The 16,037-nt window shown below is 50.5% G+C and carries 14 protein-coding genes and 2 tRNA genes; 7 read left to right on the forward strand and 9 right to left on the reverse strand.

Annotation, left to right across the window (positions count from 1 at the left end):
- Positions 1-132 precede the first annotated feature (132 nt).
- The 7 genes from PsAD37_RS04920 to rpmH all read right to left on the reverse strand — a co-directional run bounded on the left by PsAD37_RS04920 (position 133) and on the right by rpmH (position 6,465).
- On the reverse strand, positions 133-831 hold the full coding sequence (locus PsAD37_RS04920) for a pyrimidine 5'-nucleotidase (RefSeq protein ID WP_063295183.1): 699 nt from the start codon (positions 829-831) through the stop codon (positions 133-135).
- Between the two features lie 114 nt (positions 832-945).
- A complete protein-coding gene (gene argB, locus PsAD37_RS04925; protein ID WP_063291370.1) occupies positions 946-1,833 on the reverse strand; it encodes an acetylglutamate kinase in 888 nt (295 codons plus the stop codon).
- Between the two features lie 146 nt (positions 1,834-1,979).
- Complete coding sequence (locus PsAD37_RS04930; RefSeq protein ID WP_063295184.1) at positions 1,980-2,906, reverse strand: EAL domain-containing protein; 927 nt, start codon at positions 2,904-2,906, stop codon at positions 1,980-1,982.
- 283 nt (positions 2,907-3,189) lie between these two features.
- A complete protein-coding gene (yihA, locus tag PsAD37_RS04935; protein WP_063286799.1) occupies positions 3,190-3,840 on the reverse strand; it encodes a ribosome biogenesis GTP-binding protein YihA/YsxC in 651 nt (216 codons plus the stop codon).
- Positions 3,841-4,002: 162 nt separating this feature from the next.
- A complete protein-coding gene (gene yidC / locus PsAD37_RS04940; protein WP_057462866.1) occupies positions 4,003-5,814 on the reverse strand; it encodes a membrane protein insertase YidC in 1,812 nt (603 codons plus the stop codon).
- Positions 5,815-5,863: 49 nt separating this feature from the next.
- Positions 5,864-6,322: a ribonuclease P protein component gene (rnpA, locus tag PsAD37_RS04945; RefSeq protein WP_063295185.1), complete on the reverse strand. Its 459-nt coding sequence runs from the start codon at positions 6,320-6,322 to the stop codon at positions 5,864-5,866.
- 8 nt (positions 6,323-6,330) lie between these two features.
- Positions 6,331-6,465, reverse strand: a complete 135-nt coding sequence (gene rpmH, locus PsAD37_RS27385) for a 50S ribosomal protein L34 (RefSeq protein ID WP_014283918.1) — start codon at positions 6,463-6,465, stop codon at positions 6,331-6,333.
- 445 nt (positions 6,466-6,910) lie between these two features.
- On the opposite strand from rpmH, the gene PsAD37_RS04950 reads away from it, so the two are divergent.
- From PsAD37_RS04950 to PsAD37_RS04970, 5 genes are all read left to right on the forward strand, one after another.
- A complete protein-coding gene (locus PsAD37_RS04950; protein WP_063295186.1) occupies positions 6,911-7,687 on the forward strand; it encodes a TVP38/TMEM64 family protein in 777 nt (258 codons plus the stop codon).
- A gap of 40 nt (positions 7,688-7,727) precedes the next feature.
- A complete protein-coding gene (locus tag PsAD37_RS04955; RefSeq protein ID WP_063295187.1) occupies positions 7,728-9,173 on the forward strand; it encodes an NAD(P)/FAD-dependent oxidoreductase in 1,446 nt (481 codons plus the stop codon).
- A 130-nt stretch (positions 9,174-9,303) separates the two neighbouring features.
- Positions 9,304-10,851, forward strand: coding sequence for a sensor histidine kinase (locus PsAD37_RS04960; protein ID WP_208991694.1), 1,548 nt, complete (start codon positions 9,304-9,306; stop codon positions 10,849-10,851).
- A gap of 191 nt (positions 10,852-11,042) precedes the next feature.
- Positions 11,043-11,119: transfer RNA gene (locus PsAD37_RS04965), tRNA-Arg, on the forward strand.
- 74 nt (positions 11,120-11,193) lie between these two features.
- Positions 11,194-11,270: transfer RNA gene (locus PsAD37_RS04970), tRNA-Arg, on the forward strand.
- Between the two features lie 70 nt (positions 11,271-11,340).
- Here the strand turns inward: PsAD37_RS04970 and PsAD37_RS04975 are convergent.
- Positions 11,341-12,561 (reverse strand): dipeptidase, encoded by a 1,221-nt coding sequence (locus tag PsAD37_RS04975; protein ID WP_063295189.1) that lies wholly within the window; start codon positions 12,559-12,561, stop codon positions 11,341-11,343.
- 211 nt (positions 12,562-12,772) lie between these two features.
- Between PsAD37_RS04975 and PsAD37_RS04980 the strand changes: the two genes are divergently transcribed.
- A complete protein-coding gene (locus PsAD37_RS04980) occupies positions 12,773-13,357 on the forward strand; it encodes a nitroreductase (RefSeq protein WP_063295190.1) in 585 nt (194 codons plus the stop codon).
- Positions 13,358-13,362: 5 nt separating this feature from the next.
- On the opposite strand, the gene mog is transcribed toward PsAD37_RS04980, so the two are convergent.
- Positions 13,363-13,887: a molybdopterin adenylyltransferase gene (mog, locus tag PsAD37_RS04985; protein WP_063295191.1), complete on the reverse strand. Its 525-nt coding sequence runs from the start codon at positions 13,885-13,887 to the stop codon at positions 13,363-13,365.
- A gap of 523 nt (positions 13,888-14,410) precedes the next feature.
- Here mog and PsAD37_RS04990 point away from each other — a divergent pair.
- The gene (locus PsAD37_RS04990) at positions 14,411-16,027 is read left to right on the forward strand and encodes a glutamate synthase-related protein (protein WP_063295192.1); all 1,617 of its coding nucleotides are present in this window, start codon (positions 14,411-14,413) and stop codon (positions 16,025-16,027) included.
- The last annotated feature ends 10 nt before the right edge of the window (positions 16,028-16,037 follow it).

Raw genomic sequence — 16,037 nt, forward strand, 5'->3', positions numbered from 1 at the left:
CGTCTAGACGATCGTGATATTTTTTCTCTTTGCACCTTATTATGCGCAAAAATTGCAATTTTTGGTCGAAACTGCCCCTACAGGAGTTTGAGATGCGAAACAGAGGCACCTTCGTGTTTCGAAGGAATTACTCTAATTCTTGAGTTCCCCTAGGATATTATAGAGGAAGCCATCCAGATGATCTGTCACAAAATCCACGTGAGGCTCGCTGCCGCTCGAAAGCTCCCAATCTTCGCGGAAAACCTCACGTGTTCCGTCCGGAATAACAAGAACAGTGCGCATGCCAAGAGAGTTTGGAACAACCAGATTGCGTGAAAGGTCTTCAAACATGGCTGCTTTTTGCGGAAGAATGCCGTTCTTATCCAAAAAGCGCTGATAGGTTTCTTCAGCAGGTTTCGGGACTAAATCGGCCTCCATAATCCCGAAGATGTCTTCGAAGTGTTGTGTGATACCCAGACGATTGGCAACAGATTCCGCGTGTTTTCGCGTTCCGTTTGTCAGGATGTAGCACTTGCCCGGCAGTTGGTTGATCGCATCTGCAAGCTGAGGGTTGGGATCCAGCACAGAGTGATCAATGTCATGCACGTATTCAAGAAACTCATCGGGCTCAATGTGATGCTCAAGCATCAAACCACGAAGTGTGGTTCCATACTTTTTGTAATAGGAGATCTGAAGCTCTCTCGCCTGCTCAACCGGCTTTCCGGTGAGCTTTTGTACAAACTCAGACATCCGCTGATCGATTTGATCAAACAGATTTGAATGGTGAGGGTAGAGAGTATTATCCAGATCGAAAACCCAGCTTTCAACGCTGGCAAATGGGGAATTGGTCATGCTTATCCGTTCAGTTATCAGCTATGCCGATAAGTGTTGTTTGATACCAAGCAAAACAGGAAAGAATAAGGATAGCAAGAGAGGCGAGCGTCTTTCGCCTCCCTGCATCAGTTATCAAGGTACGATCAGAGTACCAGCACCATGGTCGGTGAAGAGTTCCAGAAGAACGGCGTGGGCGACTTTTCCGTCAACAATAACAACGCCTTCAACGCCCTGTTCAAGGGCCTCGAGACAGGTCTCAACCTTCGGGATCATGCCGCCGGAGATTGTACCATCCTCAATAAGAGCTCGGGCACCTGCGCGGGTCAGTTGCTTGATGAGCTTGCCGTCTTTGTCCAGAACGCCCGGAACATCGGTCAGGAACAACAGGCGCTTAGCATTGAGCGAGCCAGCGATGGCTCCGGCAAATGTATCTGCATTGATGTTGTAGGTCGCACCATCACGACCCGGAGCAACAGGGGCAACAACAGGAATGAGGTCACGCTCAAGGATCAACTCAAGCACCTTGGCGTTCACAGCTTCGGGTTCGCCAACAAATCCAAGATCCAGAACCTCTTCGATTTTGGAATCTGGATCACGGTGCTTGCGGTGCAGTTTGCGTGCAGTGACCATGTCGCCGTCTTTGCCGCAAAGGCCAACAGCACGTCCACCTTCGCGGTTGATGCTTGCCACAATGCCTTTGTTGATGGAGCCAGCCAGCACCATCTCGACAACCTCAACGGTCGCCTGATCTGTCACACGAAGGCCGCCTTTAAACTCGCTCTTGATGTTGAGACGATCAAGCATAGAGCCGATCTGAGGACCACCACCGTGGACAACAACCGGATGCACACCAGACTGGCGTAACAGAGTTATATCTCGGGCAAAAGCACGGGAAAGGGAGTCATCTCCCATGGCATTGCCGCCGTATTTTACAACAACACGTCGGTCATCATAGCGCTGCATATAAGGGAGAGCTTGGGCAATGACGTGCGCACGATTACTGGATTCCGAGAAACTCATAGCGATTTGTACACCTGGAGAAGACAAAGGACTGATACGCAAATCACACGGACTGCGTGTGAAGTATATAGCCGCATTATGAACACGTCACAAATGTTCAGTCATCCCCACCTGCGTGGATTTACTCAAGTAATCGAGGAAATTGTCTAATGCCTCTCGCGTAAATAATCCGCAAAACCGTCTTCACCCGCTGGGGGGGAGAACAAAAAGCCCTGAGCATTGGTGCAGCCGCTGCTTTCCAGCAACTGCATCTGCTCTTCCGTCTCAACACCTTCAGCCGTCACTTCCATGTCGAGTAAGTGAGCCAGTTCAATCAGATGGGCGCAAGCGGTGCTGTGAACAGCAGAGGTTGGCACTCCAGATAGGAAACTGCGGTCGATCTTGATCCGGTCAACAGGGCAGTCCAACAAGTGCTTCATAGAAGCAAAGCCAGTGCCGAAGTCGTCAAAGGCGACTGAGATGCCCATCTGCTGTAGCTTGCGCATGCTCTTCATGGCATGAGGGGCTTTGTCCAGATCAATCCGTTCTGTGACTTCAAGCTCTAAGAAATGCCCGGGTGTGCCAGTGTCCTGTAAAATCTTTTGGATGCGGGAGACGATGTATTGATCAACAAACATCCTGCCGCAAATGTTCACGGAGATCTTGAAACTAGGATCAACAAGATTGCCCCATCCACTGCGTGCTTTGCAGGCCTCACGGATAACCCAGTAACCAACGTCCTTGCCAAGGCAGCTGCGGCATAGAGTGGTGATGAAACGGGAAGGGGGCAGCAAACCGTTCTCAGGATGCTCCCATCTGATCAGAGCCTCAGCCCCGACCAGCTTGCGATCTGTCACACGGACGATTGGCTGATAATGCAGCACGAACTCATCACGGAGATAGGCAGAGATCAGTGAGCGTTCCAGTGCGGTAGGCCCAAGCTGGCGTGCTTTGTACCACTTCTTCAAATTCAGCCCTGCCAACAACAGCGTTGGTAGTGCATGAATGAAACGCCAAACATAGGTCAACGCATTGGTAATGGTATGCTCAGGTACAAGAGCCCAATGGTGACGGGGGGACGGAGTTGCACACATACATCATCCCCTTTGACTGATCTTGGCACTGTGATTGTGATCTTGCTTGTCTTTTCCAGACATTCGACGATCTCCTCTTCGACGACGGTCTGTCTATATTCGGGGGGTAAATTGACCCAAGGTCAAGAAGAGGTTAAGGCGGGCTGGGGAAAAGGCAGCAAAACGTGAGAACAAGGGAAATTCTACAAATTGCAGGATGGACAAGGGGTTCTGGATATGTTTGTGCAGCCGCTGTCCGAAAGGGGAAGGCGCAGGGAAATATGAGCCCTGCACCTGCAATTGATTAGCCGTAACTGACCAGCTGCGCAATCTCTGCGCGCAATTCATCCAGACCGTTGCCTTTTTCTGAAGAGGTGGCAATGACTTCCGGATGTGCAGCAGGACGTTTCGCGAGTACTTTCAGCGTATCGTCTTTCATGCGCTGCAGTTGCCCTGGCTTCAGTTTATCTGCCTTGGTGAGCACGACCTGATAAGGCACAGCGGACTTGTCCAGAATCGACATGGCATCAAGATCGTTCTTTTTGATGCCGTGACGTGAGTCGATCAAAGAGAACACACGGCGCAAGGTGCTTCGACCACGTAGGTAGTCAAAAATAAGTGATGTCCACGCATCGACCATGCCTTTTGGTGCTTCAGCGTACCCGTAGCCCGGCATATCGACAATCTTGAGGATGGAGTGCTCTGCTCCAAAGAAGTTCAGCATCTGGGTCCGGCCAGGTGTGTTGGATGTACGAGCCAACGTTTTCTTACCGGTGAGCTTGTTGATCAGGCTGGACTTACCAACGTTGGAACGACCGGCAAACGCGATCTCGATACCATCCAGCTCAGGAAGCTGATGCATCTCTTTCACACTGGTAATAAAATCCCAAGGACGCGCAAACAGAAGGCGTCCCGCCTCCAGTTGTTCTGCTGAATATTCTTTTTCTGAGCTCATGCCCTGCCTTTTAACCTGCAATCTCGATTTGGTCGAGTGCTGTTTTCCAAAGCGCAGCCTTAATGTTTGCTACGGTGAAGCTTCACCACAAAAGGTGTTAACCCCAAACAAAAAACGCGACCCTGAGGCCGCGTTTTCGAAGTCTTATTCAAAGAGGAAAGCTTACTTGCTTTCTTCCTTAGGCTTGCGCTTGAACATGCTCTTCAAGTTATCAAAGAGCTCAAGTTTCACGCCCTGACGACGCATGATGATTCCCTGCTGTGCAACAGAAAGAGTGTTGTTCCATGCCCAGTAGATCACGAGACCAGCTGGGAAGGTTGCCAGCATGAAGGTGAACAGAACAGGCATCCAGTTGAAGATCATCTGCTGTGCAGGCTCAGCTGGTGCTGGGTTCATCTTCATCTGCAGGAACATGGTTACACCCATGATCAGAGGCCAGACACCAATCATCAGGAAGCTTGGCGGATCCCATGGGATCAGGCCGAACAGATTGAAGACTGTGGTTGGGTCTGGAGCAGAAAGATCCTGAATCCATCCGAAGAATGGCGCATGACGCATCTCGATGGTAACGAACAGAACCTTATAGAGCGAGAAGAAGACGGGGATCTGAATGACCATCGGCAAACACCCTGCCAATGGGTTGATCTTTTCCTTCTTGTACAGCTCCATCATGGCTTGCTGCTGTTTCTGCTTGTCGTCCTTGAACTTCTCGCGGATCTCAGTCATCTGCGGCTGCACGAGCTTCATTTTACTCATGGAGACGTAGGACTTGTTTGCCAGCGGGAAGAACAGGGCCTTCACAATAACGGTCACAAGCAGGATAGCGACACCGAAGTTGCCAACCAGAGAATAGAGCCAGTCAATTGCCCAGAACATCGGCTTGGTCAGGAAGTAGAACCAACCCCAGTCGATCATGAGATCGAAGCTTTCGATGTTGTAGGATGCCTGATAGCCTTCGATCAGCTTGGTAACTTTTGCACCTGCATAGAGCAGTGATGAGCTGGTGATTTTAGTGCCATCAGCTATCTGAACCGCGTCACCAAGATAGTCACTCTGGAAGTTCTGAGTGCGGGCGTTGTAGGAGAAGTTTGGCTGGAACTCAGTGCCCGGAGTTGGGATCAGTGTTGCAGCCCAGTACTTATCAGTAAAGCCGAGCCAACCCGTGTTAGCGCGACCTGGGCGAATGCTTCCATCCTCAATCAGGTCAGAATAGTTGATTTCCTGGAGGCCTTCTTCGCCGATAACGCCGATAAGACCTTCATGCAGTACGAAGAAGCCAGCGGTTTCTGGCTCGCCGTTACGCGCAATCAAACCATAAGGATAAAGCTGAACGTTCTGGCCAGTGCTGTTCTGCACTTCCTGGTCAACAGTGAACATGTAGTTCTCGTCGACGGAGAAAGTGCGCTTGAACACCAGCCCTTCGCCATTGTCCCAGCTCAGAACGATAGGGGAAGACGGTGTCAGGTTACCAGAAGTCTCTGCAGTCCAGACAGTTTCAGCATTCGGAAGCTTAACCTGTGCACCTGGATCCGCAACCCAACCATGCTCAGCGTAGTATGGCTCTGGGCTGCCTTTCGGCGAGAAAAGAACAACAGTTTCACTGTCCTTGGCCTGTGTCTGACGGTAGTCATTCAGGCGAAGGTCATCCAGCTTCGCGCCTTGCAAATTGACAGAGCCGGAGAGGCTAGGGGTGTCAATGGTCAGGCGAGGAGATGCAGCCAGTGCTTGTGCGCGACTGACGAATGATTGCGCCGCGGTCCCGCTATCGGTGCCAGGAGCAGCCACTTGACCGGATGCACCTTCAGGCAGTGCAACGGGTGAGCTGGAACCGGCTTGTTGTGCATCGTCTGCCAGCTGCGCCTGTTGCGCTTCCTGCTGAGCTTCTAACTGTGGTCCGGCAATAAAATATTGCCAGCCCAATAGCACAACCAGCGACATTACGATCGCTACGATCATATTGCGATTATCGTTCATCGACTGGATCACTCATTTTCAAAAGGGTGGAATAAATAGTCATCACTGGTCAGTTGGCCTCAACTTTATCATGCGGAGGTTTAGAATTTGCCAGCGAGTTCGGTTTTGATCGGATAGGGCGAGGTTTACGAGGCTTGAACGCATTTCTTACACTACCTTTGAGGTCTTTTAGAAGATCGTCGAAAGGTTGCGAAAGTGCAGCTCTCCTGCCAACCAGAACATAGTCGGCGCCTATCTGGGCAATATCCAAATCAAGGGAGGCAACAGCGGCCCGAAGTCGGCGCTTTATTCGACTGCGCTCAACAGAGTTTCCGGTTTTCTTGGTGACCGTATAACCCATTCGAGGGTCGCCATCATTGCGGGTTTTAGCCGCTTGAAGCACAAAAGCACGCCGAGCTATCCTTCCGCCTTTTGCGACGGTAAGAAACTCGGAGCGCTTTTTGAGTGTTTTCATGTTTTTGCGGCGGAACTTTTGTTCAATGGATATGAAGTGAATGCCGCCGCGCAACGTCGCGATTAAGCGCTAAGACGCTTACGGCCTTTAGCACGACGACGTGCCAGAACCTGGCGGCCATTTTTAGTTGCCATACGTGCCCGGAAGCCGTGGCGACGCTTGCGAACAAGGTTGCTCGGTTGGAAAGTACGCTTCATTTTATTACCCTAGCAGAGCCGTTGGCTCCAACTTAAACGTTAATTTGGATTGTGCGTCTTCTCCCCGAAGTCACCGCGACTTTATTCAAGTTACAGGACTTTGCGCAGGGGATCCGCACTCCTATTCGTCGGCGCTTATATTAGTGTGCGTGCTTCAAGTCAATAATTGCTATGCCGGAATCTACGATATCCTGACTCTTTATTGCCTCACAGCCTCGTGTAGAGCTGTTACCCCTCATTCAAAACAGAGTGAAACTACGGGTAACGCACGAACCTGTGATAACACCGGAGGTCTTTCTGATTGTATGAAAATTGTAAGACATCAATTCACTAGGCGATTGAGCCTGCAAAAAACATAGTAACCTATTCAGTCTAGACTAGGCAAGAACACTGAGGTTTCGGTTCTTTTCAGGTCTGAACGTTGAAATCATCTAAGGAAAAGCACATGGGGATCACGGAACACAATGATAACAAGTCGCCAGCCGAGGGAGCTTTGGGCTTCATCAAACGCTGGGGACTACTCTTTGTTATCCTTGCCGTGTCCGCCTATGGCATCTCTCAAGGCTGGCATCAGCAAATCACAATCAGCAACCTGATTAAAAATCAGCAACTGCTTTCTGGCTATCTGGCCGAGTATCCAATCCTGACCCCGCTGATCTATTTCGTCGTGTACACACTTGCTGTTGCGCTGTCTTTCCCGGGTGCATCCCTGCTCACAATTGCAGGCGGCTTTTTGTTCGGATGGTTCTTCGGTGGTTTGCTCACCGTTCTGGCAGCAACAATTGGTGCTTCACTGTTGTTCATCGCTGCAAAAACGTCTGTTGGTGCAACGCTCAAAGCAAGAGCAGGACCGTTCCTCGATAAAATGTCAGAAGGTTTCCGTAAAAACGCGTTCAGTTACCTTCTCTTTCTGCGTCTCACCCCAGTGTTTCCGTTCTGGCTCGTCAACATTGCGCCTGCGTTGTTCCATGTTCCGTTAAGCACATACCTGATCGCAACATTCGTCGGTATCATTCCAGGCACTTTCGCCTATGCCTTTGTTGGGGCTGGTCTGGATAGCGTGATCCTGGCGCAAGAGCAGGCAAATCCGGGTTGTTCGGCTGCTGGTACATGTGAAGTGGAGATTTCCGCACTCATCACGCCTGAGCTGATTTGGGCATTTGCGGCGCTAGGTTTGGTAGCGCTCATTCCACCGATTGTTCAGCGTTTTCGCGGCAAATAAATCTCAGACCAGATCAATTTCGAAATGACGGATTTTCTCGATGACAAATAACAATAATGCAAAAACATTGACCCCGGATATCTGTGTTATTGGCGCTGGCTCGGGCGGCCTCTCAGTCGCAGCAGCAGCAGCAGCCTTTGGCGTGGATGTTGTCCTGATTGAAAAGGGTAAGATGGGTGGTGACTGTCTGAACTATGGCTGCGTCCCATCCAAAGCAATTATTGCAGCTGGTAAAGCCGCCGCTACCTTTCGGTCCTCAGAAAAATTTGGCGTTGGCGCTCAAGAGCCTGAGATTGATTTCTATAAGGTGAATGATCACGTTCATGATGTGATCGCCACCATAGCTCCACATGACTCTGTTGAGCGCTTCGAAGGTTTGGGTGTGCACGTCATCCAGGGTGCAGGTGAGTTTACTTCCGCAGATACCGTGAGAGTCGGCGAGCAGATTATTAAAGCACGCCGCTTTGTCATTGCTACGGGCTCCAGCGCTGCGGTCCCTCCGATCCCTGGTATTGAAAACACACCGTACCTGACAAACGAAAACCTGTTTGAACTGAAAGAGTGCCCTGAGCACTTGATCATTATTGGTGCAGGGCCAATCGGCATGGAGATGGCACAGGCTCACCGTCGTCTGGGAAGCCGTGTCACAGTCATTGAAGCATTGCGTCCATTAGCAGTGACCGATCCTGCCCATGCTACTCAAGTCATCGAGAAGATGGAATCCGAAGGTGTTGAGATTCTTGCAAACACCAAGGTCAACAGCGTTGAACGCACTGACGCTGGCGTAAAAGTCTCTATCAAAGTTGATGATGAAGCCGAAGGAACCGTTGAAGGCACACATCTGCTGATCGCGGCAGGTCGTGCCCCAAACGTCTCTTCTCTTGGTTTGGAAGCCGCTGGCATTGAGTATAGCCGCAAAGGCATCAAGGCAGATGACGGGCTACGCACAACAAACCGTAAAGTTTATGCGATCGGTGATGTCGCCGGTGGAGCGCAGTTTACACATGCCGCAGGAGCGCACGCTTCACTCGTCATTCGCTCAATCCTGTTCCGCATGCCGGTCAATCACAACAACATAACAATGCCTGCGGTGACCTATACTGAGCCTGAGATTGGGCAGGTTGGTCTTTCAGAGCAGCAAGCACGCGAACAGCTGGGCGATAAGCTCAAAGTTCTGATAGCAGAGTTCTCCGGAAATGATAGGGCGCTGGCCGAAGGCAAAGGCAAAGGTCAGGTTAAGCTCCTGACCAACGGAAAAGGGCAGCTTGTTGGTGCGTCCATTGTAGGCCCAGGTGCTGGTGAGCAGATTGGTCTGTTGGCTCTGATGATCTCTCAAAAGTTGAAGGTCGGTGCTCTCTTGGGCGTGGTCTTCCCGTACCCGACACTAAATGAGGCAATTCGCAGAGCTGCACTTACGTATTATGCGGATGCCCCTAAAAATCCATGGCTCCGCAGAATTCTGGCGCTTCTGAGAAAGTTCGGATGACGCAGTTGTGATCAGCTGTGAGAGAAGTGTGTTGCTTGGCACACGTCATCTGCTAAAAATGAGTAAGGCATAGCGCGTAACAACAAATTGCGCTGCACGATCATTGTGTACCAACTCATCAGGTAGGTGGATGGCTCAAAATAATGGGAGAGTGGCCTCTGAAACAGAGGTCACACCGAAAAAGCTGAACTCGGATGAAACTCCGAAAGACAGACACCGCAAGATATTTGGCGGTGGAATGGGCCTCTCTGGCAAACTTTTGCTGCTGACAATCTTGTTTGTCATGCTCAGTGAAGTTCTTATTTTTGTCCCTTCAATTGCAAATTATCGAAACACTTGGCTGCGCGATCGATTAGCGGTTGGTGGTGTTGCCGCAACTTTGTTGTCAGAGAGTGAGACACTGTCTCCGCAAGTCCAGCAAAAACTGCTTGAGGCAACGGGTGCTCAAGCGATTTCTCTTGCCGTTGGAGAGCGCCGTAATTTGATCGCTATGGAGAGTTCAGAAATGAACATCACCAAGACGATTGATATGACACAGGATTCCCCATGGGATGCGATTGGATGTAGCCTTCAGTTTCTGACTGGAACGCGAACCGGCCAGATCCGCGTCATCGGCGATATTGATATGCGCTCAGGCGGCAGAGTGGATATGGTCTTCCCAGCATCTTTGCTGCGAGACGATTTGCAGAAATACGCTCTGAACATTCTGCAATTATCTCTCCTCATCTCATGCCTGACAGCCGCGCTTGTGTATCTGTCCATTCGGTCATTGCTGCTGCGTCCTTTGCAACGGCTCACTGGCTCTATGATGCGGTTTGCTGAATCTCCTGAGAATGCGCGAGAGATTATCAAGCCAAGCGGGCGTGCGGATGAGCTGGGTGAGGCTGAAATTCAATTGCAGTCCATGCAGAAGTCTCTGAACCAGACATTGAACCAGCAACGCCGTATGGCAGCGTTGGGGCTAGCTGTTTCCAAGATCAACCATGATATGCGGAATTTGCTCGCGTCAGCACAGCTGTTCCTTGAGCGATTGGAGCTACTGCCGGACCCGACCGTACAACGTGTCGCACCCAAGATCCTTGCAACGCTCGACCGGGCGGCCAGCTACACCAGTGCAGTGTTGTCCTACGGCAAGGCTCAGGAGGCTGCTCCAGAGCTGCGTGTCATCCGCCTTGCATCGGTTCTGCGCGATGTGGAGGAGGTTCTTGGCCTGTCCAGATACGCTGATGGCATAGAGATGCATGTCAGCGTACCGGAGACGCAGGAGCTGGAAGCAGATCCTGAACAAATATTCCGCGTATTGCTCAATCTCTGCCGGAACTCGGTGCAAGCGATGGAAGCGTCCAAAGACGCGTCTGGTGTTGTTTGCAGGATTGAGATCCATTCAGAGGTTAAAGACGACATGCTGTCCATCTATGTCTCTGATACGGGACCAGGTATTCCTGCAAAAGCTCAGGAGGGATTGTTCAAAGCCTTCCAGACATCCGGCAAAGTTGGCGGAACAGGATTGGGTCTGGCGATTGCAGCAGAGATCGTTGTGGCGCACGGAGGTAAGATCACATTGGAGAAAGAGGTGACGACCGGGGCTTGTTTCAAAATCCAGTTGCCATACCGGCATGGGGCACAAGCGACTGAAAAAATTACGAGACTATTCCCTGCTGACAGCAGCAAGGGCTAATCTCTAGAAAAGCTGTACTGTGCAAGTGCAGCTTTTCTCACGTTTAGGCTGCAATGCCCTACGTCTTTGTTCTGATAGTCAGAAATTGTTATCCCCAAAACGCAAAATCACTTTAAAAAACTTCTCTAAAGCGCTTGCCAAGGTCCAGTAAGGCGGCTACATAGACCCCCGTTCCGCAGGGAACGCGGCCTGCACCGGTAGCTCAGCTGGATAGAGCACCAGACTACGAATCTGGGGGTCGGGGGTTCGAATCCTCCCCGGTGCGCCATTTACTCTCCTCTTAAGAGTGGGTGGTTTAGATAGCACTAGGCCGATACATAATTCTTGTTCGCAAGAAACAGCGCACCGGTAGCTCAGCTGGATAGAGCACCAGACTACGAATCTGGGGGTCGGGGGTTCGAATCCTCCCCGGTGCGCCAATCTTCTCTCTCCTAAAATTTGACTGCTTCATCTGATAGATGAATTGTGCTTACTAAACTCTTTGAGCATTCAATTGCTTGAAGCGAGAGTTTCTTCTTCGCTTTGCCCTTGTGGAAGATTTTCCAGCAAAAACCTGATGATGTTTTCGCCCATCACAGCTGCGATCTGTTTTTCTGTGAAACCTCGTTTCAAAAGTTCCTGTGTCAGAACCGCATATTCGGACGTGTCGAAGGCAGTCGTAACAGAACCATCGAAGTCAGATCCCAACGCCACATGGTCGATACCGGCAATTGAAACGGCATAATCAATTGAAGCTGCAACACCCTTTGGACTGATGTCACAAGCCGCTGCATCCCAAAAACCGATACCAATCAACCCGCCTTTTGCTGAAATTGTTCTGACTTGATCATCCGTGAGATTGCGAGGCGTGTCACAAATCCCTTGTACGCCTGTATGAGAAACGACAATCGGTCGTGTCGCCATTGCCAGCACATCTTCAACCACCGCTGGAGAAGAATGAGCAACATCGACAATCATCTCCCTCTTCTCCATAAGCCGAACCACGTCCTTGCCAAAGTTCGTGAGGCCTGCCTTGGATTGGCCATGGAGAGAGCCACCCAGTTTATTGTCGAAGAAGTGCTGTAGGCCCATCAATCGCAAACCGCCCTCGTAAAGCCGATCCACGTTCTTGATATCACCATCCAGTGCATGCCCGCCTTCTGTGCCTAGGACCCCGGCAATGATTTTAGAGCCTTGGGCTCTCGCTGTCAGGACAGCTTCCAGTTCTTCTCTATTATGGACAACAGTAATTTCGTCTGGATGCTTCTGCTCCAGATCGTAAAGACGCTGCGCTTGCAACAGCGCACGCTCAGAAAGCTTATTCAGTGCGCTAGAAGGCCAACTTTGCAGCCAACCTAGCAGAGTGATGTTGTCAAAAGCCTCGGCTGAGTTCTTCTTGTAGTTTTGTCCACGGGGGGACTTGGTGACGCTGGTGAAGATTTGTACACCAACATTACCCTTTTTGAAGCGTGGAAGGTCAGAGTGACCGATCGAAGATTCCTGCGATATGTTTCTGCCCCAGAGCAAAACATCATTATGCAGGTCTGCAATCCGCAACTTGTCGTGCAAAGCCTGTGCGTCTGCGCTGATGGAATAGGGAGTGTGTTCGACAACCCGATTTTGGGACTGATCAACATATTGGGCAACATAGCCAGATCGAATGATGCCATATCCCGCTGCAGCTACGATCACGACTGCACCTAAACCAACCTTTAAATAAGAGAAACCCATAATAGACGCCCAATATGTTTGCAGTCACCGACCGGGAAATATCACTTTACCTTAGGGTATATTCCATATTTGTCCAGTTGCCTCAACCATGGGATGTCATCGCTCAACTGGAGGTATAGCTTGTATCTCCTTGTCACTGAGAGGAGCTTCTGGGTAATATGAAAACGAATTTCTACGGTTCTATAAATAGTTAAAGGCGAGAGGCGTTATCATGAATGCTCAACAACTAGTCGAGATCATTCGTTCGCGCACATCAGCATCACTTAAGCTCATGAAAGCGCCTGGTCCGAATAGAGAAGAGATGAAGCTGATAATTGAGGCCGCTGCAGCGGCTCCTGATCACGGGCATCTACATCCATTCCGAATTTTGGAAATCCCGACAGACGCACGCAATGATCTGGGAGATCTGTTTGTAAAAGCCGTTGAAGAAATAAAAGATGAACCAACCGAAGAAGCGCTTACCCGTGCAAGGGAAAAAGCGCATAAAGGGCCTGTGCTTCTGGTTTTGATCGGATGTTTTCACGGTTCGGATGAGACCCGTATTCCCCAATATGAGCAAATGCTCTCAGCGGGGACAGCTTTGCAAAACATGGTGCTTGTAGCTCACGCTATGGGGTATGCATCCCGGATTACCAGTGGTGACAGTGCGCGTTCCTCTGCCTTCCATAAAGGGTTGGGTCTCTCAGACAATGAGGAGTTCCTGTGCTTTATCTCCATTGGCAAAGTTGATGAAACAAGACCTGCCAAGGGTAGACAAGAAGCCCAGGAAATCCATTCAACCTGGATGCCGGAGTAAAGTACTTACTTCGCCTTTGGACGAAACACCACGATCACGTTTGGATCTGTTTCAATACGCCCTGCGCCGATCAGATCCAGGCAGTACGGCACCGCTTGGAAGACCGCATCAAGGCAGGTTTTGATGCTAGCTGGTTTGCCCGGCAGGTTGATGATGAGGCTTTTGCCACGAATGCCAGCTGTTTGACGTGAAAGAATTGCAGTCGGCACTTCTTTCAGAGACAGTTGGCGCATCAGTTCTCCAAACCCACGAAGTTCCTTCTCCATCACCAATTCCATCGCTTCAGGCGTCAAGTCGCGAGGAGAGGGACCTGTTCCACCTGTTGTGAGGATCAGGTCGATACCATCTTCATCAGCCAATTGCTTCAAAGTAGTGCTGACGCTTTCGATTCCATCCGGAATGATCTTATGGATGGGCTCCCACGGACTGGTCACAGCTTCTTCAAGGTATGCGAGAATAGCTGGGCCACTTTTGTCTTCGTAAGTTCCATCACTGGCGCGATCGGAGATGGTAACAGCTGCAATCTTCATGGATATCTCTCATAGACACGGATGATTTGCAGCGAGAGTAAGCGTGGAAATGCTTGGGTTCAAACATTAATTGCCTACTACTTTCCTTGTCCTCTTATTCTTTCAGGCCTGCAGAGAGCCCGTATCCTTCTACGGTTTGCCATCTACTCCCCATGTGTTTCTCATTGTGTATTTTGATAGACTGACGCTTCTTTGTTTAAACGTTACTATCCCGTCATTACTGAAGTTTTTAGGATGTTATCTACGTAATCCGGGGGGAGAAGCTGCAACAGATTGAGATGCATTTTACCCGTAACAGTAATGGTCTCTTGCAAGTCCGATACTAACTTTGGGTAATGTCATGTGCAGTTATTCTAAGTCACTCTCAGCTTACAACTTTGATGTGCCGGGATGTTTCGGACATGTACTCTGCAGCTGTGCTAAATAGAACAGATATGGATAAGTACGTAGAATAGCTTGGCGATCTGAATTTTGAAATGCACTCAAACAGCTGTTGGGCTGCAAAGCGTAAGGAATCCGCTTAATGCGTAAAGTGCAAGTTGCTGCATTAGATGAACTTGAAGATCGTAAGCCTGCTCATGCACTTGTTAGCGAGGTGGATCTCGTTGTCGTAAGGTTCGATGAGGACATCTCCGTCCTCTACGGTCGTTGCCTCCATCGCGGTGCATTGCTTTCTGATGGATATGTCAGAGGTCGCAATCTGATTTGTGGATTGCATCAGTGGGATTATCGCCTGAACTCCGGTGTCAGCGCCTATGACAACAAAGAGTGCCTGCGAAAATTCACGCATTTCGTTGAAGACGGCAACATATATGTTGATGAAGATGAAGTGAAGGCATGGGCTAAGGACAACCCGCAGCCCTATTTCCGCAAAGCCTATCTGGGTGAGTACGCGGATTTTCATGGTACGGAAGAAGAACCTCATAACAAACTGATTCAGACATACGCACGGGCAGGGCTGAAGCAGACGGGCCATCACGGCGCAATTGAAGCTATGGGAGTGCCGACAACAGAACTTCCTCAATGGGAAGATATTCAGATACTGACAGCGCAGCTGCAAAAGCCGCCGCGGTTGGATGAAGAACCCGTTGGAACTGATATTGTTATCGGCCCCAAAGCCCAGAAGCCGTTACACCTGAAAATCCCGCTCTTTGTCTCAGACATGAGCTTTGGTGCACTATCAGAACCCGCCAAAATTGCACTCGCGCGCGGCGCAGAGAGCGTTGGCACAGGCATCTGTTCTGGTGAAGGCGGGATGCTGGCAGAAGAGCAAGCAGAAAACACACGCTACTTTTATGAGTTAGCTTCTGCGCGTTTTGGTTTCTCTTGGGATCAGTTGGAAAAAGTTCAGGCCTTCCATTTCAAGGGCGGGCAAGCTGCCAAAACCGGAACTGGCGGACACCTGCCAGCTGCGAAAGTGACTGAGAAAATCGCAGCGGTGAGGGGACTACCTCCGGGAGAGGGCGCAATCTCGCCTGCAAGATTTCCTGAGTGGATGAAACCAGCAGATTTCCGCAAGTTTGCAGATGAAGTGCGCGATAAAACTGGCGGGATCCCAATTGGATTCAAGCTGTCTGCGCAGCATATCGAAAAAGACATCGATGCCGCTCTGGAAGTTGGCGTTGATTACATTATCCTCGATGGACGTGGTGGCGGCACCGGTGCTTCGCCGCTCGTGTTCCGAGATAATATCTCTGTTCCAACCATTCCGGCGTTGGCGCGAGCGCGTCGTCATCTGGATCGCAGCGGTCAACGGGATGTAACGCTTGTTATCACCGGTGGACTTCGTAAACCGGAAGATTTCGTGAAAGCAATGGCCTTGGGTGCCGATGCAATAGCCTTGGCGAATGCGCCAATGCAGGCCATTGGCTGTATTGCCATGAGAGCGTGCCATACCAACAACTGCCCGGTCGGTATCGCTACTCAGAAAGACCATCTGGTCGCGCGTTTGGAAGTTGAAAAGTCCGCAAAGCGTTTGGAGAAGTTTTTCACGGCCTCAGTTGAACTGATGAAAGTGATGGCCCGGGCCTGTGGGCATGCACATATCTCCGATTTCTCTATCGATGACATCACGAGTTGGAAGAAGGATATGGCGGAGCTTGCTGGCATCAACTGGGCAGGGCACGGCCCCAATGACTAATTCTCCCTGC

Origin of the sequence: Pseudovibrio sp. Ad37, assembly GCF_001623075.1 — a bacterium.
In the GTDB taxonomy this organism is placed as follows: domain Bacteria; phylum Pseudomonadota; class Alphaproteobacteria; order Rhizobiales; family Stappiaceae; genus Pseudovibrio.